This is a genomic window from Parachlamydiales bacterium (assembly GCA_041671045.1).
Taxonomy (GTDB): Bacteria; Chlamydiota; Chlamydiia; order Chlamydiales; family JABDDJ01; genus JABDDJ01.
The window spans coordinates 113,659-138,892 of record JBAZCF010000002.1 but is presented as its reverse complement, the minus strand read 5'-3'; the positions used below and the strand labels follow the sequence as shown (position 1 = coordinate 138,892).

The following is a 25,234-nucleotide window of genomic DNA, read 5'->3' as shown; positions in this document are numbered from 1 at the left end:
TTATTTATTTAAATATACTAACTATTATAGAATAATTACTAATTGAATTAAAGATTAATAACTAACAACAACTGTAAAATATTAACTACACAAAATAACTAGATAACTAATTGAATCTGATTGAGTTGCATACGTAACCTGTGCCCCCCCCATCTATGAACCGGAGCAGGATAATAACAGTCAATTTCTCTAGCTAATATCCCTGAATAATCCCCTTGCCTACTCTTTATTCTAAATAAGGCACCTACTTCCGCTGTGCATTCATTTTTGCATAAGGATTCAAATATTTCGCCACCTCCAGCTGAACATATGTATCTCGTTCCGGCCTATGCAAAAGCGCTTCATTCACAAAAAAGTTTTCCAAAGTTTTAAAATTGCTTACAGCATCACTGCCTACTCTATCCGCCAAGACTATTAAAGCCTGGTTTTGGGGTTCTGTAAAATGAGTATAGCCATTAGCTAGTTTGAGAAGATCCATTTCTTGGTGAAAAACTTGATGCTTTAATAGTTCCTTGGAATTAATACCTCCCTTAGTTGTCGCAACAAAACAGGCTTCAGGGGGTGTTTTTAGAGCAGCAAATTCAGCTCTAACGTCATAAATTGCTGCTTGAAAGCTGCGGTTTTTCGCTTCTTCATCAGAGGTATTCAGATTGTCTTCGATTAACATTTCATAGATCTGTCTGCTATCTTCTGCATCTATATCTATTAATTCAAAATCCCCGGTTTGTTTGTGGTAGATGACCATGACTTGTAATAGCGACTTTGCATCGGGCATAAAAGGCACTTGAGAAGTGTTATCACTATTTCCTGTCCAAAGTTTGAATTTATTATTTGTCACCATGACGTTGCTATTTGCATAAGCATTGATAACATCTTTGGATTGGCTGCTTAAATTCATACCGATAACATCGCGGAGATAGTGTGTATCATAGGTAACATTCACCTTGGTGACGGCCAATTCTGCTAAGTGGAACGAAAACGTAGCGCAATAGAAAATAAAGTTAGTCCCTATAGCAGTAATCATTGCTATAAGAGAAGCCAAGGCAATATTTGTGGCCAACACTGTATTTGCAAGGAGAAAGCTCCCTGCAAAAATACTAAATCCCCCCATGAAAATAAAAGGAATATATTGTGCTGTGGTATAAGCCAAAACAGAAAAATGGTTTTTGGCATAAACAACAATATTATAAATAGTATGTCGAAGTTTTGAAGGCCTATATCCGCTGCTGATAAATTTATCTATAGATGTCGGATAGATATCTGTTTGATATTCTTGGCGTACAAATTGAATATCTTTGACCTTAAGCACCTGCCTCTCATCTTGTGGGATACGTAAAACCTCTACATGACAATTTATACTATCCTCAAATCCATCCACAGATTCAGGTAAAGGAATCTTAGCGCCGGCTTCACCCTTTAACCTCTGGGAAAATTTATCCACGTCATTCCTAAGATGTTTTCTATCCCAGTAGCCTATTCCATTTAAACCATTCACAAGCTGTAAATCTTGTTCAATAAAACCATTCAATTGATCTACCGGTTTACGGTTGGTTTTAAATAAAGAATACATTTCCCAGGGCTCTACGCTATTGCGTCTAATGAATGCCACTTGATTACTACGGAATAGTTCTAAAGCTTTTAGAGGATTGGGCAAAGCCTCACACTCTTTCTTCCAAAGCTTTCTATTTTTTCCCAAACCCATCATTGTATTCAGCAAAAATCTATGCGGTGTATTATCGATTTGGTCTTTAAAGCTAATAAATGTGTTCAGTTTAATAAAAAGTTTTGTATTTCTTTTTAGGAATTTGACGATATCATTTGAAGTGACATTTTCCGGAAACTTGTTTCTCAACTCTCTTTGCATGACAATACTGAATGACTGCAATATCCGGCTTAAACGCGCCCTTCCTGCAGCTTGTGCAGCATCTTCCCAACGGGTTTTAGGCCCTATCACTACTTCAAACAGTCCCGTGGCAATACTGAACCAGTCTGTATTAAACGCCTCTGCTTCAGTGTAAAGTTTAAATAGCTGTTCCTGCTTATGTTCGCTTGTTAAGAGCTGAACTGTTTTGGACTTGATATCATAGACTTTATATTGCTTATCGCTTTCATCGCAAAATAACACACCTTCAAAAGTATTGAAAGGTTCAATAAAACCACCAAAGGTCGCTGCTAAATGTGCATTCACACTCTTATTGAAAATAGGCGTTGCTTCAACAATTGCAGCAGATCTGCTGGATGCTATTTTACTTGCGCATTCTAATAAAACAGCTTCAGAAGTTAAGGCTTCCAGGACTTGCACCCTTGCTGTTCCCCCTTGCCCATCTAGGCTTGTTTTATTTAAAAGCAGGTCTTCCATTTCTTCTTGGACCATGTCATCTTCAAGTAAAACAGAATCTATTCCATAAGCTTCCTTTGAGGGAGGATTAGCGCTTAAGGCTACGGTAGAGTCAAACATATCCTGCAGGTTAACCGTACTGGACTCTATCGTCTGATTATAGAATTCAATTTGAGGGGCAACCAGATTTTGTACAAAAAGATTAATGGCATATACCGAATTTCTCATGCGCTCAGCAATTTCAAGCTTCTTTCTGCCTTGCATAGAGCTTAGGCAATATTTATCTTCAGATAGCTCCAATCTTCTAATCAGGCATTTGAATTCCTTTCCAGCCAAAGTATTATCTAGAGAGATATTTCCATTGGCTTGAGTTTCGGCGTTTTTATACATCTGTTCAATGTATTGATTCGCATCTTTTAGAGTTAAGTTAGATGCCAAATAGAAGAAAAAAGCTCTCATCAAGGCCACGTCAGGATGATAATTGGCAGGTCCTTTCGTGTGCTCAGAGGGATTTTCTTTTTGTATACATGGAATAGGGACTTTAAGGTCAGGTTTTAACTTAGATAGACAATATCCACCGATAGTATTAATGCGCTCTTTACAAGCTTGCGGAAATGCCACATTTAATATGCCCTTCAAATAGGCGAGCCTGTCACGGTCGTGCATTCTAGCTTTAGCCCACTGGAAAGCTTCGTCAAATTTCTGATCGTTGTTTTCAATTAATATAAAATCAATGAATTTGTCCTTATCCTCCGGAGCAATTTTCCATCTAGTGAAGAAATGTTCTGCAACGTGTTTTTTTATCTCTTCCATTTTCTCACTATCGCCTGGAATCTGTTCCTGCGCATTAGCTAAAATAATAGCGGCATATTGCGGCATCTCCATAATGCTATTCATCATCTGGCGGGAAATTTTGGCATAGCGCGGGTTGTAGTTACAGTTACCTACCAAGCTTGCTACAACCTTATTCTCTCGTTTCAAAACGACTTGGGCTTCCTCAAATATAGCTTTTGAGTTGACCTTCAATTCGCGTAGAACACACAAATATAGCTGTAGTTTCTTCAATTCATCAGGAGGGATAAAAGAGGGGTTCATTTTGGTTAAGCGATGGCAATGTAGTTTCATATGGACTTCCATCCATTGATATGTTGCAGGGGATGAAACATTCAATACATTGCCGGGATCCTTTAAACAACGGAGGATCTGCTCTAAACGTTGAATTGAAAACTCGGAATCCCTAGAGATATTAGTACGCACTACCCGTTTGCCTAAAGGAGCCATGAACTCTTCTAGTTGCCTTGCAAGGGTAGGTTCTTGCATTGCAGGCATTATATTGACAGCAGTTTTTCCTGCTAAGGAAGTTAATAAATTGATAGCATTGCGGATGAAAGAGCTTTTACCAAATCCAGGGGGTGCTTTGATTATTACACCTTTGTCTGCATTTGCCATGGCATCATTTAAAAGCTTAGATTGACGCTCATTTACAAAAAATCCCAATTGAATTTCTTGCGCTAGTTTGATCCTGCTTTCAATGTGTGTGGATCTTACATAGGCCGGCTGTGAATTTAGTATGTTGCATGCTTCTTGCAGCAACTTTACTCTTACGTTCCCTGCAGCATTCTGTGCATTTTTCAACTGTAGAAGAGCTCTTTCCAGTTGTTGGATCCTATTTATTTTCTGGTAATGAACATTCAAACACATCAGAAACTTAGTAAATTCAGCTTTATCTTTATATGTTGTAAGAGCCATCAAAGCACTATCAGTAGCATTTGCAAAGGCAGTAAATAGTTTTTTTGCATCCAGATGCTTTCTTTGAACGTGCCGCATTAACTCATCCATATATCCTTTACCGTGGGGAGTATTGGTGAGAAAAACAAGCCTTTGAAGTTCTTGGTTTAAAAAGCGGTTATTTTTCTGAATATGTGTTTCCAAATCCTCGCAAGCACTATTTAAAGAGTCCTGATGCAACTCGTTGTATGTTCCGTCAATGAATTCAAAATATTTTTTCGATATAGCGCTATTCCCTTCATTAAATTCCTGGTCAATGGCGCTACAATCTATCGCTTGGAACGTAAATGAGCATTTATCTTTGATAAGATTGGGCTGTGAATAAGCTTTAAAATATACAGTGGAAAATTGATAAATTTTATTAATGCTAGAGAATATATGAGAGGCTGTATGGCGAATCCACTGGAAGCGCACTATTCCCCACATTTTCATATACAGCTCCAAACCTTTGCAAGAGGCTCCTACCCATTTCCAAAATGAAGGTCCTGAATGATCTGATTGACGATAAATTTCAAGTAACGAAGCTAAGCTAATCCTACCATGAGGTGATAAGCATACTTTTCGAAGTGTGAAAATAATTCCGGTGGTATCATTAACTAACAATAGAGCCTTAGCAAAGTTTTTCCTTTCTTCCTCAGTGGCGTCCTCGCAAAGGAACTTATAGTATATAAAGAAATAGGTATGTAGATGTGTTAAAGAAGGGGGAATCGAGCTAGAAATAGGGCGTTTGATCTCGAAAACCAAAGATAAGTGTTCTAATTCTTCAGCTATGGTTTGAGGCTGCTTCCATTGGATCTTGAGACGTTTTTGATCATCGATTTCTTTCTTTAACTTTTTTGAAAGTTCTTTAAGGTTGGCGATCAATGAAGAAACAGGAATATCAGGAATGGTCGTTTGTGGGCCTTCTCGTAAGAGAGGAATAATATGAGTTACAGAATTTTTCCCTTCGATGCAAGCCAAACGTTGCTTGAAATGCTCTCGACGACGTCCTTCAATGTAGTAAGTCCAATAGGCTGCTATGGAAGGTTTGATGCGTTGCTCTAATTTATCATCATAATAAGTGATAAGGATATCTAAAAGGAGCTTCTCTTCCCTTTCTGTAAGGTCGCAATCCAAACACTCCGCACGATATGCTATGAAAGATATATATCCATTAAGCAATACTTCAGCATCGACAGGTTTATTCGTATGCAAACTTTTTTGTTCATATTCATAAAGGCTTAATTTCAGCACTAAAGCACTAGCTTTAGGACATTCTCCTTCCTTTTTAAGCCTTGCGAGAATTTTTCCAATGAGGTTAGTTTCAACATACTTAAGCTTAAACAAGCCCGATAAGTTACTGATAAGTGTGGAAGCTTCTTCATATAGTCCCCTCTCAACATAGTCTTTTATTAGGATCAAGCTTGAATATGTTCCTTTAGGAACAGGATTTTTCTCCTCATAATTCTCATAATCATACTCACATATTATTGAACCCTGGCTGTGTTGAATAATAAGCTGTTTAATTTGATTGTTATGATTGACTAATATCAGGGATCGAGAATGGTCTAGTGGAAGTTTTCCGGGGGTCAAAGCATCTGCCAGAAAATATCCGTGATATTGATCACAACAAATTCTATGTTGATCGTCCACAGTAAAACTTAAATTGCATTCCGGTAATTTAATGGATTTCAATACCTTGGTTTCAGGGTTGCACCAGAACTGGATTGCAGGAACTCTATGGAACTTCTTAAGAAGATTTACTAGGTTTGGACTTACCTGATTTGCGCTTAATAATAATCTTCCATTAAAAATAATTTCAGTTGGCCTAAGTAAAACAGGCTTTTCTACATCCTTGGAACACTGAATAGATATTTTTTCTCCTTTGGCCTTTTCAATAAGAATATTTAAACCCTTTTTTTCCTGCCAAAGTGTGTCCTGTCCTTCAACAAACCATAGATGGTCGGGCGTGAAATGCTTTAGATCATTCCTATTTGTAAGGACATACCTCTTTCCTTCGAAAACCTTTTCTATAACAGGTACAAGCTCGGTAGATTTTGCAGTCAGGGGATAAAAGCCTATAAAGTAAGTTTCCAAATTGTCATTTTTTGACTTAGGCACTAATACATAATAGTTATCCTCTAACAAGACATCATAATCCTTATAATAGTCTTCATGGATAAACCGATTTAATTCCATTCCGTAGTAATGCTTGAACGCTTTGAGATTTAGAAATTGTTCGGGGATACGATGACACAGCGGGAGGCCATTAAGTTTTACTTGAAACGTATCTAAATTCAGCTCATACCCGCCGCAGGAAATTTTTTTTGCCGTGGTGATAACATGAGTGCCTATAGGAAGGTCATAAATCTCTGCTACAGCTTTAAAGATAGTCAAGCCAAATTCCCTATGCTTTATGCTGATCATGGATTGGAAACGGCCGGCTATTTCTCTTACTCCGCTTTGGTCTTCTAAACTGACATATTTCTTTGTGAAAAGAACGATGGCAGCGCTAATAACAAACTCTTCAACTTTATTTAAAACGCCGCCTGATATCTGAATTTTTAATAAATTCAGATGGAGCCAATATCTATCTTTAGGTGTGCTGCATAAAGGAAGGACGTCCTTTTTCAGCCAAGTGTTCATATCCGTAAAAAGCTCAGTTCCTTCTACAGAAAGATGGTTGATAAATTTTAAAAGTTTCGCAAAATTCAAACATAAGTCTTTAACAAGTTCATAATTACCATGAGAAAGGGCAAAGAAGAGCGAATTTTGCATCCAGGCTTTTAATCTATGGATGAAGGCTGGCTGGCATAATAGTTGGAGTTTCAATCTCCCAAATTGGAATAGGGCATCAAAAAACTCGTTCCGCTTATTCCGGTCTTCTAAAAGGGCGTTATTTCTAAACAGATGATTGATCCATCGGTTGATACTATCAAAGGGATTGCACCACAGCTGTATATGCTCAATGTAGGGATATAGCGTAGGATCTTTAATAATCTTATTTTGACTTGGAGCGGTGAGGGGGGCTTTGCCTGATGCTTTAAATAAGTTTTTCTCCATTCTCCATAAGGGTGCTTTGCCCTCTAACTGTAGATTAGAAAAACCAAAGAGAATTTGTTGCTTGCGCCATTCTTCAGCCTTCACCAAATCAATATTTGTATCGATATCCTCTAAAGATGATGGAGAATCTACTTGAACGTGGAGTTTTGAATAGTCCAACGTTTGATTATCTCCAAAAGGTAAGATAATAGGTATTATCGATGCATTTTTGTATTTACTAGACTCCGAAATGTAGTTAAGTGCAATGGAACGAACCACAGCTCTTTGCAAATAAGCCGTCTCCATTGGCAGCAAAGATGTTTCCTTTAAGCTATCAGCCGCAATCCATAGGATTTTTTCGCCTTCAGTTTTTGGAGCAGCATCGCCTAACGCAGCCCATACTGCATTGATTTCTTTATCGTCAATAAACTGTTTATAATAAGCATACGTCTGCCCCATCTTGTCACGGCAGTCACCGGCATTACTACCGGTTTCCCAAAGGAGTGGCTTGACTGTTGTCGTCTTCTTGAAGAATGTATTTGTGACGTTTACAGACAGGAGGGCAAATGCGCTTTTTTGAACACTATCCGCACATTCCTCCCAAGACCATCCCGCACCTGAAACGATTTTATGTAGCTGGTAGGATGGATCGAAATATTGTGCGATTTTAAAAGCCTTTTCCTGTACTACTGGACTATCTAAAACGCATTGAGGGTTAGATAAAAGCTTAATATATTCGTAGTGATAGACTTTAAATGAATCAAGGTGTGCTTTGGTATTTTTTCGGCATAAGTGGTCTATACAAGCTAAGATATGATAATTCAGAATCATCCCTTCAAAGATAATCCCTTCGTCGTAAGCTTCAAAAAGTTTATGCAACGAGGCACTCAGCTTATCTAAAGTGTTTAAATAGGCAGCGGGATTATCGATGGTATTCCAAAAATTATCGGGCTCATCTGTAGGAATAGGTAAAAGAACGATAAGCTTTTTGAAACTTTCTTTTAAAACAAAGGTATGCTCAGTTTGTTGTTCTACACTGATTTTTGAACGGTCTTCTTTATGCTCAATAATTTCATTATTACTGTTAAGTACCAGACTAAAGCGGATCTTGAAGGTATCTGCAGAGTCACTAAAAATTTCCGCAATATTTTCTAATTCACTGTTTGAATTATCTTCGAACCGGTGGCCTTTAACCCGCTCAAGCGCCCGTATTGTTCCCAATGACCGTGGGGAAAAGCATTCCTCATCAGCACCTTCTTTGACACCATGGATTGTAGGATCAATGCGTGATATTGAACGGGATGATGTACTTATAATGGGAGAATGTTTTGGCGCCTCCGGAAGTACTCCTACCTCACGGCAAATCTGGATATTATCCTTATGTATATCAGACTTATGCTTGCAAACTTCATGCCTTTTTAACAAATCAAGATAAGTTGCTTTTAAACACTTTAATTCATCTTCCTGCAGGCAGCCGAGACGCAGTAGAGAATCCATCTGAGTAATTAAAATCTCCATTTCTCCAATAAGTTCTCTCAAAATATCTGGAGAGACAGATTTGTTTATTTCGGAAATGATCTTATACAGCTGGAAATAAAAGATGAATTTTCTAAAGACAGTATCCTCCTTTGCACCCTCAGGAATATCCCCTTTAAAAGAACCCATGACTGAATAGTGAAGCAGTGACTGTAATGGGTTTTCCTGCTGCACCTCATATCTTTCTTGGAAATGATAATCGTAGCTGGGCACGTATGAAAGGTCTGCATAAGGTAAGACTCTATCCTGAAAGTATATTATTTTCTCATCTTGTACAGCCATTCTTGAAAGTGCTACAAAAAGAGATTTATCCTCAGGGATTTTTTTGGGGTCAAAGCGATATAAAGTATATTTTCGTCTTTTATCTCCCGACTTATCACATACATTTGAAGAATATAATCCGCATATTCCGGGATTATATTTTTGTTCCTTCTGGTTATTGTTAAAAAGAATCAAACTGCCCGACGCTAAATCTAGCTTCACAAAAACGTTAGGGCCCATATATATCCATAAAGGCTTATCCTTGCTAAACTCCTCATAACGCTCTGCAAGACGTTTAATGTGGTCCTCTTTTAAATCTTCAACATTGGAATGTTGCTCTGGTATCTCTTGTAGAGCTAAATATTCCTGTTCATATTTTTCAAATAAATCCACATGTTGAAATTCCTCAAGAAATTGAGAACAACGCGCCTCTATAACAGTGTTTAAATTATCTTTTTGAAATGATATTGCTAGCAGGCGGATCATTTCAAAATCTGATTTATCTGTGGGCAACTCAAAGGGAATTTCTTTACGCAAAAGAGAATATTCAGCAATGAACTTCTCCTGGTTTTCAGGAGTCTCGACATTGCTCTCCAAGTCTTCTATGGTAGTATTGATCTTTGTAAGGGTAATATCGTTAATAGGAAAAAAATAATGCTTTACTGCGTCAATAATTCCGCACATAAGGGAGATCTCTATAGAAGTTAATATTTAGTGTTCTGAAGGGGGATTGTACCGTTATATTCCTCGCAACGCCATATGCGGATAAATTTGGCCTCTGAAGATAGCAGCGGATAGAGGCCTAGGCATTCAATTTTTTTAAAATACTCTTGGAGTTGTTTCAGCTTATTTATATCACAGTCTTCCGGCGATTTATACACAACTTGGACAAAATATCCTGTCTTTCCAAGCTGCTCTTCCTTCATCCCTGGCCATATGTCAAACTGATTATGACGTGCACCCTCTAGATTAAGAAAATAGGCTTTCTTTTGTTCCGGTCCATAGAAGCTTAAAAGACTTGTTGTTTGGTACGACTCGCCAAAAAGAAAATCTTTTGCAGGATTATACCCTTTTTGTAAAAGGCCGGGGCTGAGTTTACCCCAGCCCATGTTATGCTTAAAAGGACTCCAACGCAATCCCAAACCTATTCCATTATCCTGCAGAAAGGGTACTGATAGTAATAGTACGCACAATAAGAGAGAAAAAATGATCCCGATGCGCGCCCACTTAAGGCTTATCCATACAATCAAAGGAAAAACTATTAGATAGGCAAATACACACCAATTTCCTTGAATTTTTTGCAGGCAGGCAGCGGCTGTAAATGCTGCAACAAATGCTGATGATGTAAGTGCGCCCCACCGAAGCAGCAAGGGTATCTCTACTTTCCGGTGTCGATAGACATAAACCCATCCACAAAGCATTAGAATAAATAAGATGGGCGAAACAAGAAGCATTTGAGCACCGAGAAACTCCAATACATTTCCTTTCATCAATAAAGTAGTTCCCAACTCTGCTCCGTGCCCCCCGGCTATTGTCACACCTACATGCCTGAATGTCACCCAATCATGTTGAATATTCCAGATAAGCACCGGAACCAATCCTAAAAGAGATATTAGAAAACCATAAATGACTGTCCGGCTTCTCAATGCAGGCAAAAATAACATCCCTAATGCTACAGCAGTCCAGAAAAAGTAGACGGGCCACTTGAAAATAGCCCCGCAAGCAATAAGTAATCCCGGGATAATATAATTTACTTCTGCATTTTGACGTAGGCATCTTATCATCCAATATGCAGCTAGAACCCACGATAAGGCCATTCCTACATCAGTAATAGCTAAAAGGGACGACATCATCCCTAGCGGGCTGAATGCAAAAGCTAAAGCTGCCCAAAAGGCAATAATCCTGCTTAAGCCCCCCATGAATGTCAACGCATATATTGTTAGCGGAATGCATGCTGCTAATACCAAAGATCCGAAACGTACACCTAATTCCGTATCGCCAAAAATAGCTGTGCCTGCTGCAATCTGAAGCGCAATGCCAGGCGGTTTGCTATAATAACCCCAGTCTATATGGCGGCTCCATGTCCAATATTGCGCTTCATCAGGTCCAAGGCCCACATAACCTTGCGAAATGTACAAGCCAAAAGCTAAGGTTTTAATTAGAATAATTCCAATAAGAATGCAGCTATAACGTGACATGAAGTTTTATTTGTAAAAGTTGCAGATAACGCAAAAGTATACAGTAAATTGTGTTGATTTCAACCATTCGGTTGAAGGATCAAGGACAAATAATTCATTAGAAGGGCTATTGATGCTATACTTTTTAAAACTGCCTTACAATATTCTTATTGCATATGCAGTTGCATTTCAATGAGACAAAGCAAATAGTCTATTTTTTCTACTCGTCTCTTCCAGGGAGGCTAAACAGCTTTTTGAGAGCAAAGAGAGTAACGTCGCGGTAAACTTCCGCTATTGAATCTGTAAGTGGAATTTTTTTAGGGCAAACGCGGACACAGTTCTGCGCATTTCCACAAGCATTTATCCCTTCAGGTGCCATCATTTCTTGCATGCGCTGCGGCTTCAACTGCTTTCCTATAGGGTGCATATCGAACAGTCTTACCTGTGAAATAATTTGAGGACCCACAAACTTGGATTTGGAGCTAACTTGGGGACACGCCTCCACACAGCAACCGCACGTCATGCAAGTAGAGAGCTCGTACATTACTTCTTGTTTCGCAGGGCTAATTTCAGGACCAAATCCCCTATCATACAATCCTTCAGCATCTACCCAAGCATGGACCTTCTTCAAATTATCAAACATACTGTCCCGGTTCACAACCAAATCCCGTATTAGAGGGAACTTTGTAAAGGGCGCTAGAGTGATAGTAGTACTCCCCTTTTCCTGAATGAGAGATCCAATCAATGCGGTACAAGCTTGGCGGGGTTTACCATTGATAAGCATAGAGCAAGATCCGCAGACTTCTTCCAAACAACCTTGTTCCCAGGAAATAGGCGATACTTTCTTGCCATTACTTGTGACAGGATTAAGTTGGATTTCCATGAGGGCCGAGATGATATTCATCCCTTCTTGGAGCAAAAGTTCAAACTCCTCCCAATATTGGTTTCCGGGAGTTCCACGATAGATTTTTAATATAAAGGTTTTGTTCTCTTGCTCGCTCATTATTTTTCTCTTATATGGGCAGTGGAATATCCCTAGGTAAATTTTGCACTTCGGGAACTTCTTTATGTTCTGTGGTGTAGTCCCGGTGAATGAACTGTGAGAAATGACGGGTGTCTACAGGCTTGTAAGTAATCACCGGCTCATCGGGACTATAGTGCGCTAGTGTTGTTTTCAACCAATTCTCATCATCGCGTTTTGGAAATTCAGGTTTGAAATGGGCTCCCCTGAATTCATTTCTTAACAACGCCCCTTTAGTAATCACCAGGGATAACTCAAGCATGTAACGAAATTGGTTTGCAAATGTATATGTCTGATTAAGCAGTGTAGATTTGTCATCTAACTTAATCGACTTATATCTTTCGCGCAGTTCTTTGATCTTATATAGAGTACGTTCTAGGTCCTTATTATCACGCTTGACGGTGACATTAGCTACCATCCACTCTGCCAACTCATTATGGAGCCGGTGAACGTTTTCATTGCCATCGCGGCTCAGCAAATCTTTTTTAAAGCTTTCCTCTTCCTGCAGGGATGCATTGAATTCGCCTTCAGAAAGATCTCTCCAAGATTTATGTAAACTTTTGATATAGCGAGGGACTTCGCCTCCTGCCACTAATCCGCCAAAAATACATGACAATAGGGAATTAGCTCCCAGCCTATTCGCTCCGTGGAATTGGAAATCCGCTTCCCCTGCGCAAAAACAACCCGGAATATTAGTCATCTGTCTGTAGCGCTCCCAACGGTCAGGATCTTCTATGGCAGGCCAATCTACCCAAGCGCCCCCCATGGAATAGTGGACTGCAGGGAATATTCTCATCGGTACTTTTCTAGGATCTTCGCCTGTAAACTTCTTATAGATTTCTAAAATAGAATCCAACTTATGCTGGGTCGCTTCCGGCAGATGGGAAACATCCAGATATACCTGCATTTTACCTTCGATACCCATTCCTAGTTCACAAATACGCAATATTTCCCTAGCAGCTATGTCACGGGGCACAAGATTGCCGAAGGCAGGGTACATTTCCTCAAGAAAATACCAAGGCTCACCGGTTTTGCCGCAAGGAATAGTCTGACCGGAAGGTGCTACAATAAACTTAGAAGAATCTCCCCACACCCATATGCGTCCTCCTTCCCCTCTGGCCGATTCCGACATCAGCCGGAGCTTATCTTCTCCTGGAATGGCTGTTGGATGTATCTGAATGAATTCTCCATTGGCATACGCCATGCCCTGCATATAGAGGCGTCCATTGGCTGCCCCCGTACAGAATGTGGAATTCGTGGATTTTTTGAATATCAGCCCGGGACCGCCCGTAGCAATGATGACAGCATCGGCTTTTAGAACTTCCAGATTTAAGTTAAATAAGTCCATCATCACGATGCCTCGCGCTACGCCTTGGCTATCTAAGGCTAGACGCATGAATTCGTGATGTTCAAATTTCTCGACTAATCCTTTCACTTCATATCTGCGAACTTGTTCATCTAAGGCATAAAGTAATTGCTGGCCTGTAGAAGCTCCGCAAAAGGCTGTGCGATTGTATAGAGTGCCTCCAAATCTTCGGAAGTCAAGCTTACCTTCCTTGGTACGGTTAAATGGACATCCAAAACGATCCAGCATACGTATGATAGCAGGTCCAGCTAAGCACATCTCTAGTATTGGCGGCTGATCGGCAAGGAAATCCCCTCCTTTAATGGTGTCATAGGCATGGATTAAAGGAGAATCCTTCTCACCTTTACTATTGATAGCCGCATTGATTCCTCCTTGCGCACAAACAGAATGAGAACGCTTGACTTTGGTAACGGAGACGATCTTTACTTTGCAGCCTAATTCAGCTAATTTCATTGCAGCAGAAAGACCTGCAAGTCCACCTCCGACAACAATGACTTCCTTATGATGGTTTGGTGCCATAGTGCTTAAATCCTTAAGTTCAGCCAATAAGTTCCCCATACTGCAGCAAGCCCTAAAGCCATGATTAATAGCATTAATGCGACGGAAAAATATCTTGAGATTTGTTGGATAGGAGGATTAAGGGTGATGCCCCATGTGATCAATGCCGTCCATAAGCCATTAAAGGTGTGAAAGCAAGTGGCGACGACAAATATGCTATACAGCACCGCCATTAAGGGATCTTTAAAAGTGTCCCTGATCATAAATAAGGTTGCCGTCCCAAAATCTTTTGCGATGATGAGAGATTGGCCGGAATGCAGGGGCCATTGGTGAAGGGCCTCTTCCCAGGCAACTTGCTGGCGTGCGGCTTGTTCACGCAACAGGATTGCTGCTTCGGGGGGAGTATCTTGGGGTATGTTGACTTGGGGTGCGGGTATCTGCGCAGCTACTTGTTCTGCATTTAATACTTTAACCCCTAAACGTTCTGCCACGGTGTACAAGCCCGGATCATCGCTTACCCGCTGCACAAAATATTTTTGATCACCCTTTAATGCGGAGGCCGGATAATTATAAATCCGCATATGGACGACATGGCCAATAATCGCAAAAAGCAGAATCCATGAGGTAATTCTTTGCCAAGTAAATGCGTGGTTGCGGGGGTATTCCGACAGGGAAGGTGTACTGCCATCTGTAGAATAGGAATTTATCCTGGCTTGATAAGCGTAAACAACCCCCCATCCCATATGGATAGCGAATGGAACACCTAAGAGTAGGATTTCTACAAGGATCAGATAAGGGAGGTTATGAATAAACTGTACATCATGGATAAATCCTTTACCATCTTCTCCCAGCCAAAGCGCAGCCTGGGAATTTGTCACAAGGTGGAAAATTACATATAAGACAAGAAAGATTCCTGCAAGAGAGTGCAATTTTCGCCATACAAAATCGGAAGGAAGCAGAGACATAATCACTCGGTAAACTATATATAAAAAAATTAATACCAAGTAGAAAGATTAATAGAAAGACACAAGAATCAAGAAATGCAAAAGAATTCCTGAATAGGACGTCATCAGGGGTAGAAAAAAGCCGCCGGAAAGGTGGAATGAGCACTATCAACATTTTTTGTATAAACAGGCCGTTTCCATTTCAACCCACAGGAAGAAACGCGTCGTGGCCACCAAAAAAAATAATTATCGTCGATTGGCTATGATTCCAGTTCTCCAAACCAGCGGACAAAGATATAACTTCTACCCCTAGTATACCCAAAAACCTATAACTGTTGCAATACCCTAGGTATTTTTTTAAAAAGCTCCGAGATCTCCTGCTGTTTCTTAGGACAATTCTTGTGGACGAAATCAACAAGGTATTCTTTAAGCATATTAGATTCAGCATAGTGTGAGATAGGTTCCCTGGGGGGCTCATCAGAAATCACCGAGGATAAATTCGCGATACGGGTCTTTTCATCCTCGGTGAACTTAGTAATACCATAGTCAAGCTTTGCATCTAAAATCTGATCATTGAAATCCGAATGGTTATGCAGCATTTCAACACTCAAACGGAATTTTCCCGAACAGCTAATGCGGTTATTTCTTATGTCGTAAAGGCAAAGCGAGCGCTTTTTATATTCCTGTCCGGAGACCTGGTGCTTCATCAGATAGTTCTGGAAAAACTCTGCCTCTTCAGGACTTAAGAGAATGGTCTGAATACGATTCCCATAAAAGGTGGTTTCGTCATAAATAACCAGGGCTATCTGTAAAGGTTTATCCTCATCGCTCCTAGGCAGCTGCCTTCTTTCACCCCAAACCACCGGATACTGCCGCATGAAATTGTTCGTCACTAAAAGATTAGAATTCTTATTTTTCAGGATCGGATTATATTTTTCTTCAATATAGTTTTCTAAAATATCTTTTTGACGGAAGATTCGCGTTGCCAACAGCTGATTTTGTCCTAGAGCGTAGGAAGCAAGCTGACCGAAAAGCAAACCCAACATCGTAAATGCGTATGCAATGATAGGCAAGACTCTAAGAGGTTTAAAGACAAATTTATGGAAAGTGGACAGGTTTTCTTTAGCTTTCAACCAAGCGTCAAATTTATCTAAGGATTGAAGCCAATCTTCAAACAATCTTGAAGCATATTTTTCAATCGTAATCGCAATTCCTTGCAGCTTTAGGGGGCGTTCCCAACCTAAGGTATGGTAGTTAAAATTAGGATCCCACTGCGTAGCATTCCTTAGAATGTGTTTTTCTAAAACGACATCCTGTTTTACCATTTTGCTTTCTTGATGGAACTCTTCATGCGCTTTTAGCTCGGTACCAATCTCTTGTGAACCTTTAACATATCCCTCCAACTGTCTTCCTATAGACGGTATTTTCCAGCTGTCTGCCAATTCTTCAACATTCTGGTTGATATGTGCTTTCAAATCTGCCGGAACAGCTTTTAATGTCATTAATTTCTTTTGGACAGCTTCTTTATCGCTTACCAATTCCCTTAAAGCAGGAATGAGGTCGATAAATTTTCCATACGTATCTTCTGCTTTGCCGGAGACTGTTGTGACAAGAACTTTTTCAAAAGCTCTAGCTAAGGAGAGAGTTTTAGAAACATCCACATCGTCTTCAAATTCGAGAACGCCTTTAGCTAATTGTTCAGGCTTAGCTCCTAGCATTAGGCAAATCAACGGCCTGCGTAAGAGGTTTTCCAGAAGCTGTTTTTGCGAAAGATAGTTCAGGTAGAATCTTTTATCCTGCTGATTCTGCATAAAATAAATTAACAACTCGTAGATATTTTTTATGTCGGGCTGGCCGAATATGATTTTAGCTTGAGAATATTGCAATAGGAGCTTGCTTTTTCTCTGGTGAGGCTTATCCCTAAATGTACGTCCTTGAGCCTGATCTAGAGCATCTTTAGTCATCTTAAAATCAAGCAAAACATATGTAATAGCATCTAAAACAAGCTCTATATTAGTTGCAAAGGAACGGGCTCTATCTAAATACACAAGATATTTCTCAGGATCTAATATATCTTCCCCGATATGCAAAACGGCCTGGGTACGGACATCTTTTAACTCAAAAACTTGCGAACTTTCGTTGAAGAAGATAATGGATTCGCACTTTTGGCCATTGCTTGCCAACTCATTGGCAATATCCACGTTCTTCAACCCTTTAAATTGCCCACCCGCATCGATAATCTGTCGGGCCTTAGGATCATTGTTGACGATGGCACACGTTACCTTACTTAGCTCTTGAGGAGAACCGTCCGGAACAATCTTTATCCCTTCCGGATCTGCGCCCCATTTCAACATAAGATGGGTGGAACCCCCTTCAATACCTTCCACTTCAAAGATTTCTGCTTTTGGCCCTTGTTGAATTATTGGAAGAGGCGTTGCAGTAAATCCTATTGTCTTCTTAAACATACTGCGGTGATTTGACGGCGTTGAAATGATCATCTGGTTAAAGAAGGAAATCTGTTCAGCTACAAGTACTTTGACATATGTACGGATAAAAAATGGATTAAGGCGTACTAAGGGATGTAATTCTCGGACATCCTGCTCCGTTAAATCCGCTAATTTCAAGTCCGGATTGCCTATCAATTCTTTGATATTATTATAATCTTTTATATCTTCCGTTGTTTTCCCTTCCGCCAAGGCTTTAGCTACAGACTCTTTGAGTATAGAGAATGTTTTTATCGTCTGGTCCACATCCAGCCCGTTGACCAGATAAGTAATTAAAGTGCGTAAGAAGGTGGAATCATAATTAAAATATTGTGAAGGACCCGTATCTTTTTCTTTAGGTGTATTTGTCGTCAAATAGGGGCCGGCAAATTTCTTAGTATTAAAATGCAATTTGTATAAGCCGTAATCATTATCGACATATCCTTCAAGGGCAGAACCCAGTTGCTCTGTCAATAATCCATACAATAGGTAAATGCTTTCCTTCTGCGGATGTGTCGCCAGCCAGGCCGGACTCTTCCTTTTACCTGTAACAAAACCTCTGAATTCATCCGCAAATTCGGGTTCGATATTCAGTCTGTTCAGCACAAATTCGACGACATAAGGAATAACGATATTTTGGAAATCAGACTCATGAAGCATAGGGTGCTGATTTTGCTGGATCTTTACCAAAGGCCCCATTTGGGGATCAATTAAAGCCTCAACCACACAATCGATAAGCTCTACATGCTCATCAGAAATTCTTTGCGGTGTGCCATACGCAATGATTACCATATCTAAAGGTGTTTGCCTGTCAGGTTCATCAATGATGTTTGTACTTTGAGACCATAAGCGCAATTGTTTGATAAATCCTGCAAGGATTGCCTTCGTATTTGCACTGGGAATGGATTTACTTGCTTTTAAGGCTGTCCAGATAAAATACACTTCAAACATCTGTTGGGAGTAATGTGTCATATTTGGCATTGTCCCGTTAGCCAAATGCTCTACAAACTCATCATAATCAAATTGAACCGAATGGGGATTGATTATTCTACCCGCATCAAACTCAAAACGGTCTGTTTTCCTTCCAAAATAGGAATTCAATAGCTTTTGTGTTTGCAGAGAGCTAACCATTTCATGAGTATCAGGCACAGTTTGGATGACAAGTCCTTTCTCCATCGCCCTTCGCGCAATAAGCTTGCTCAAATAGTCGGATTTTCCGGAGCCTGTTTGGGATTTTATACTTATATCCCTGGATGAGGATGCTCCGGCAGCTTCTATTAACGTCAACTGCGAGGTCTCTCCAAAAATAACCCTTAAAAAACTTCCTTGAGAAGCTTCGACCAGAAGCAAATCACGATTTTCAACTGAATGTGTATAAAGACAGGGGGCAGCTAAAACATCCCCTACTTGAGAGTGAAGGACCTTTATAACTTCCATGGACTCCCCGGGAACCTTGGCAAGCCTTAGAAAATTTAAACACACTTCTAATCTGGAGAGATGACGAATATTAACTAGAAGCAAAGCATATTCTTCCATGAGTTTGGCAGCTTGGCTCAAATTCAAATAGGTGAGTTGTTGAAAAAAAGCGGGGTCATTGCGATCAAAAAGGACTTGAAGATCGTTCCAAGTTACTTTGATCCGTCTCCCTGTACCGTAATTCCTATCGAATAAATTCGATTTATCACTGCGTTGTTTAGTCTGATTAGCTTTCCAGAGGATAATCACCGCTTGGGTCTGGAGAAGACTTTTTAATCGGATGCAAATCTTTTCAATAGCGTCTTTGCACTCGTCGACGTCCTGTTCGGATTTGAAAGTGAAGCTTGGAGTTCTTCCTACTTCTGCACGGTAAAGCTTGATTTCATTGTTCAAGGCTTCGATCCTAGCTTTCAATGCTAGGTCTTTGACTGTGCTTGGATCAAAAAGAGGCTGTACAGGCTCTTCAAAAAAGTTCCGGTCAAAATATTGTTCTAATAAATTTTCACATACTTTCTTAAAATACTTTTCTACATCATTAAGATTTTTCGTTTTCCAGTTCAGGCTTACCTGACTGACTGCAGGGGGGAAAGTATTCTCCGAAGGCTTGACAGTGGATTCCAACTGGCTTGTAATCCAAGTCCCACCCAATATCACTAAGGTGTCTACAAACTTGCTTATTTCTTTCCAGAGCTTGAATTTTACCTTACCCGCCAATAATATTTTCTCTGCTATTCCTTTCAGGCTTTGAAATTTTGCAGCATCCTTCAATGTCGAATCCAACACCCTAAATATACTTTCCACATTAGGGAGGGTAGCATTGGATTGCATCAAAGCATAAAGCAGGTTACGATAAGGAGATCCTTCAGGATAATATTTCAAATGGGTATTAACTTTTAAGAGAGTTTCAAGGCGCTTTTTCTCTCCTGCTTCTCCCATCAATATTACCCGATAAAAATAGAGAAAATTGTCCTTAAACATCTTGTCACTGGAGTAGATGTAATAGGATAAGGCGCCTCCTTTAGCGGTATAGCGGGAACCTGTCTGTAATACCTCGGCTAGTTGGAAAGAAGAAATATTTTTCTTGGAATCTTTATTGAAATCCAGCATCAGTTCGGGTAGCTTGGTAGGAACTTGCGCTCCTACTTCGACTTCATGACCATTTAAGTAAAGCCAGCGCCTTTTAAAATCATTAAACAATTGGTATTCATTCAGGCTGACGGAACGCGTCCATCCCAATTGATCCCATAACAAATCTGTAAACTTATAATGCACTCTCTCATTAGGATCTTGTAAGCTCCCTGCTTTTGCATTAGAAGTGCTATTTTCATTCTCCATCAACTCCTGAAGAAACTTAAGGAATGCTTTTTCCTCTGATACCCTTAGTTTATGTTCTAATAAGTTGCTTTGCATCTTAAGATAGGTTTTATAGATGCCTGCAACTTCTACAGCAGAAATAAAGGTTAGGGGATTGACCTTGAATTTATAGGCATCCCTTCTTTGGAGTAATATGAGTCGGATAAGTAAAACTAAAGCCTGTGGATGACATCGTTTAATATTAGATTTAAGGAGGTTCTGCACCCACAAAATTATTTTCAGCTCGTTCTCGCTGAAATTTTTAAGTGGCAGTAGCTGGTTCAGCCCATCAAGTGCTTCTTCGTAGGCATTAGATATCGCTTGAAGATAGATGAGATACAGCTTTTGCTCTGTTGTACGTCCTTGCAGTACTCCCCTACTAAGCTCAAGATCTATCCAGGCATCAATCGTTGAAAGCTGTTGCCGTACTTCAATCTTCTGCAAACCGCCATCTGACTTGATGCTCTTGTGGAGAATGACTAACGGCAGCTTAACCCTATAAGAATTTCCTTCTTTCAAAACAAGGTAATGCATCCCCACAGGAAGCTGAGGAATCTCTTTCTCTATGCATAGATGATAGGTATTAGTTCCGTGAAAATACAACTTATCCGTGCCATCAATCACATGAAAGCGTATACCGATACTTTCTATCTCAACCTCTGCAATGGAATTTGAATCGGGATTCTTCCAACAAACTATTTTTTCCATTTTAGGTTCGAAAATCGCCAGGAGGGATATTAATGCTGGCAGGCTTTGAGGCATGACGTATATCTTGCCATCCGGACGTATTACTTCCCTAATATGATAAAATGGCTCATCCTTGTCCGCATTTAAAGCTCTTTTTAAAATACTCGACTGACGTGTCAATTTTTGCCATTTTCCCAATCCTTCTACAGATTGGACTTTCCTAAATTCTAACTTTACCTGTTTTTCCAGCTCTTCAATATGACCTTTACTACAATCAGCCGGCTTTTCCCATTTTTCTAATTTAACACTTAGAATAATCTGTTGCTGCCTTTTGATGACAATACGAGGGCTTTCTCCTTCATATAACCAACAAATTGCATCCTGAGTGAAATAAGCGGGCAAAAGCTCTCTTATTTCAAAGGGAATATTTACAGTACGCGATCGGTCATCTTCTTTTTGGGATACATAAGTGATCTGACGGTTATTAATTTTTACCATTATCTCATGAGGATAAATGATGAAATTGTTAAAAGAGTCACGATGAATCGATTTGTACTTTCCGCCAGTCACTTCAATGAATGAGTTTTCACTTTTGACCCATTCCGGGAGGTCACTTTTGATTTCTCCACTATTTTCTGAGATTTCACCGGTACTAAGGTCTATAGTATTCTTGCCATTATTATAAGCGGGATATTCTCCGGACCAAGAGCTATTTGTAATCTCAACCTTACTGATGAGGAGGAGCCTGTTTAAGAGCGCATCGCGGTATTCCATACCGGCATTTTTAAAGAACTCTATGCAAGGCCCTTGGATATGCGACGAAAAAGCCTCCGCCTCTGCTCGTAACTCAGAATTAACTTCGGAATTAACTTCTTTCTCTGCACCTAACGCCTGCACAATTTTTAATATAAAATATTCTTCTGTAACAGTCTCTAAAAAGGCCTTGGTGAATCCTTCTCTAATATATTTAGGCTTATTTAATACCAATAATACTTGCGCGTTTTTTAGAAATAGCCTCAAGCTGAGTTTATGGTTTTTTAAGTTAGCCAACAGCTCAGTACGGACATCCGGAAAATCCCCACCACCCCACCGGGTAGAATCGTAATAGACCTGAAGTTCTACCATCCAATAGGCAATGCTAAACCAAGAGATCCAATCGCCTACTTCCTTACATTCAATAAGCGCTTTATTGAAAAACTCCTTTAGTTCATTGCCATATAAAGGGATATTTTTTAACTGTGTAGGCAGCCTTCCCGCTCTAAATAGTTCTCTACGAATCCAATCTCTAAATGCCCCTTGCCTCAATAAATCCAAACGGCTTTCAGCCAATTTAATTGCACTATTCAAATTGTCATAGCCGTTGCATGCACAAAAACGCACTGCTTTAACAAGATCTAAATCTAAGTCTTCAATTGCTGTGGACGTATAAATGATTTCATTGGACGACGACCGCTTGTTCACCAATTCTTTAAATTTATGGCGTACTGCAAACTGGTCTTCTCTAATTGAATCGACTAAATATTTTCCTGCAACAGCTGTGGAGGGAGACAACAAAACATCATCTAGATAAGACTCTATTTCATAACATAGAGGTACACTCGTCTTTTCAACTAATTTTAGATGGATATTTTTTTGAACTGCCCTGCTTAGCATGACATTTCTTGAAAGTGCATTAGGCCGTGCATACAACTGAGCTAACCAGCAAGCTTGGCGCAAATCATGGACTTGCTTCGGCAACAATCTATCTGTGCTATCAGGGCTTTCTTGAACAATGTGAGCTATCTGATGCAGCAAAGAGTGCTCAGCATCTCCTCCTTGCGATAGAAAACGTCTATAGAAAATTAGGGTGGGATCTTTATACAGGCTGTCGTCTTGAAGCTTTCCTCCCCACCACAATACTTTACTAGGCAATAATAAATTCTCATCAATAATGGGCGATCCATTTTCATTTGCTGGAAGGCCGACTGCAAAAAGTGACCCTAGCTCTTTCTGAGCTGCTTCAACGGAGTTTACCTGTTCTGCCTTCATTAACCATTCAGTAAAATCTAAATTCCACACACTCCACTTTTCACTATTTATGGAAAGCTTCCGTTGACTTTCATCCTGTGTAAAATAGTAAACAAGTTCTTTGAGTTTGTTATGCCATCTTTCATTCATCACTAAGAAGTCAGCAGCTTTAATATCACTTAAAAATGATTGTACAGCAATTCCTGGAGCGCCTTCTAATCTATTTTCAGGATCTAATCTAGCTAATACATCCAGAATTGCTAAACAGCTATTAATTGCTATTAAACCTTTTGCATCATGCTGATGATGTGGATTAATAATCCTACTATCAAACTGCAGTATTGTGCGCATGAGAGAATAAATATTCTGGAAAATAACAGGGCATTGGTCGGGTGAAATATGTTCCCAGAAGTTTTTGGAAGCTTCTCCCCCCTGAATACTTACAACCGAGGGTAAATTTACAATCAATTCTAGGTAGACATCCCTTGTAAGCTTTAACCAGGCCTGTCTGTCTTCATAGTTTAGTGCTTCAAGATCTTGATTCAGCTTCGACGCTGTATCTGTAAATGTAACATATAATGTAGAGATGGCTTTGAATAGTTTTTCTAAATCACCAAGGGTAGTAAAACTTATCCCTATGAGAGGGCTGAGGTTACTCTGCACCTCGTCTATTTCTGATGTTACATAAGAACACTTAACCCTGGAAACATTTGAGTATGTGCTTATTTCTAAAGCCGGAAATGTGATTAAGTTTTTTTGCTCTACGGAGTTTTCTATTGCAGGGGATGCAGGCGTCATAACAATCTTACGCTGAATATCCAATATCTCATTTTCATATTGCTTCAAACGGGCATCAATATCATTTAATGTGGCCGTTAAACCGACAAAAAAACTGTTTTCTTCCTTTCCTCGTAGATAAAGCTTTTTTTGCTCATCCCTTAGATTGTTTACGATGTCCCCGATAAACTTTGCATTGATGTAAGTCAACCTTTCAAATGACCCATTTCTTAAATGCTTCATGCAAATTGAAACTAATAAATGAGAATGAATAAGGAGCTTTTGCAGTTTGTAAAATTCAGTTCCAAGGTTGATTTCAGGATTGCCTTCACTGAATAGCTTTGTAAAATGCAAATGCATGCCCCTCATCAGCACTTTGCCGGTGCATGTTGGCCCGCGAGAATTCTTCACATACAAATCAGGATATTTCTCCTGAGACAATGGCTCTAGAAAAATGCCGCCTAAAAGCTTCGGGATGCCTTCGAAAATGTTATGCTCATCTGCATGAAAATTCCTATCCCATGCGTGGCGTGTATTTAGCTCAAGCAGGGTTTCAAAAAACTCCATACTATAAAGCGCTTCTTCATTGACATTTGCTAGCGTCTTGAAGCATTGAAAACGATAATCTTGATCGATAGGATCGACTATTTTAGCATCCCTAACTCTATTTTCTCTAAAATCAATGATAGGATTGTGAAAGCTGCTCCCCGCCCCCATCGTGATGAAAGTAAAACGATCATCTTCAATCCTCGCTAATAAAAAATGTGATTGTGTTGTCGAGTTAACCCACCCAAAGGGAAGCCATCCGCTTCTCGCTTGTTTAAATTTTTCCAGCAGAGCAGAGGCTGTAATTTTAATGTTCTCAGTACGCTCATTTTCTGTGATGCCTTCTCTTGCAAGAACACGCCGTAAATGATTATATTTTTCGATAATCTCCATTATTGAATCTAATTCTCTTGAATAAGTTTCAAGATTTAGGAGTTCTAAAGTGGAAAGCTCCAACCCTGCTAAATTCTGGGATTGTGCCTTAAGTATCTCACTGATATATTTTGCTGCTTGATAGGCGTTGTCCACTCTACCGATCGGAACTTCACCAATAAAGGCATCCCCTGCAAACAGGGCAAATAAGTCCCAGCTAATCTCCACATCCACTTGTTTTAATGGATGGCCATGATTTAACCATGAATTTTCATCAAGATGCTTATTTGACGAAAGCTGTGCTTCCTGTATTTCGTATGCTTTTTTTAATACAAGATTTTCCACGACCGACAAATCACTTTGCGGCAAGGACGGTAAAATCTTGTAACTTGAATTTAATTCAACAATTCTAAAAGTCATAACTGGAAAAGTATAATATATTATGTTATAATATTAAATATTTTTTAAGATCTTATTAAGATACAAAGCATTATTTCACTGAAATTACATATTATTAATTTTAAATATATTTATTAACTTAAATAAAACTACTAAATTACAGTTTATATATAATAATAGTAAA

At 39.5% G+C, this 25,234-nt stretch carries 6 protein-coding genes; all 6 read right to left on the bottom strand.

Features of this window, described 5'->3' with window-relative positions:
• Nucleotides 1–244: 244 nt before the first annotated feature.
• The 6 genes from WC222_03645 to WC222_03620 all read right to left on the bottom strand — a co-directional run bounded on the left by WC222_03645 (nucleotide 245) and on the right by WC222_03620 (nucleotide 25,071).
• Complete coding sequence (locus WC222_03645; protein ID MFA6915464.1) at nucleotides 245–9,628, bottom strand: hypothetical protein; 9,384 nt, start codon at nucleotides 9,626–9,628, stop codon at nucleotides 245–247.
• Between the two features lie 20 nt (nucleotides 9,629–9,648).
• On the bottom strand, nucleotides 9,649–11,142 hold the full coding sequence (locus WC222_03640) for a glycosyltransferase family 39 protein (protein ID MFA6915463.1): 1,494 nt from the start codon (nucleotides 11,140–11,142) through the stop codon (nucleotides 9,649–9,651).
• A 199-nt stretch (nucleotides 11,143–11,341) separates the two neighbouring features.
• On the bottom strand, nucleotides 11,342–12,124 hold the full coding sequence (gene sdhB / locus WC222_03635; GenBank protein ID MFA6915462.1) for a succinate dehydrogenase iron-sulfur subunit: 783 nt from the start codon (nucleotides 12,122–12,124) through the stop codon (nucleotides 11,342–11,344).
• A 10-nt stretch (nucleotides 12,125–12,134) separates the two neighbouring features.
• Nucleotides 12,135–14,027 (bottom strand): succinate dehydrogenase flavoprotein subunit, encoded by a 1,893-nt coding sequence (gene sdhA / locus WC222_03630; protein MFA6915461.1) that lies wholly within the window; start codon nucleotides 14,025–14,027, stop codon nucleotides 12,135–12,137.
• Between the two features lie 5 nt (nucleotides 14,028–14,032).
• Complete coding sequence (locus tag WC222_03625; GenBank protein MFA6915460.1) at nucleotides 14,033–14,971, bottom strand: succinate dehydrogenase; 939 nt, start codon at nucleotides 14,969–14,971, stop codon at nucleotides 14,033–14,035.
• 305 nt (nucleotides 14,972–15,276) lie between these two features.
• Nucleotides 15,277–25,071, bottom strand: coding sequence for a hypothetical protein (locus WC222_03620; protein ID MFA6915459.1), 9,795 nt, complete (start codon nucleotides 25,069–25,071; stop codon nucleotides 15,277–15,279).
• Nucleotides 25,072–25,234: the final 163 nt, after the last annotated feature.

Coding starts and splice junctions, on each gene's coding strand:
- WC222_03645 (MFA6915464.1), bottom strand. CDS start 9,628: ATGTGCGGAATTATTGACGCAGTAAAGCATTATTTTTTTCCTATTAAC.
- WC222_03640 (MFA6915463.1), bottom strand. CDS start 11,142: ATGTCACGTTATAGCTGCATTCTTATTGGAATTATTCTAATTAAAACC.
- sdhB (MFA6915462.1), bottom strand. CDS start 12,124: ATGAGCGAGCAAGAGAACAAAACCTTTATATTAAAAATCTATCGTGGA.
- sdhA (MFA6915461.1), bottom strand. CDS start 14,027: ATGGCACCAAACCATCATAAGGAAGTCATTGTTGTCGGAGGTGGACTT.
- WC222_03625 (MFA6915460.1), bottom strand. CDS start 14,971: ATGTCTCTGCTTCCTTCCGATTTTGTATGGCGAAAATTGCACTCTCTT.
- WC222_03620 (MFA6915459.1), bottom strand. CDS start 25,071: ATGACTTTTAGAATTGTTGAATTAAATTCAAGTTACAAGATTTTACCG.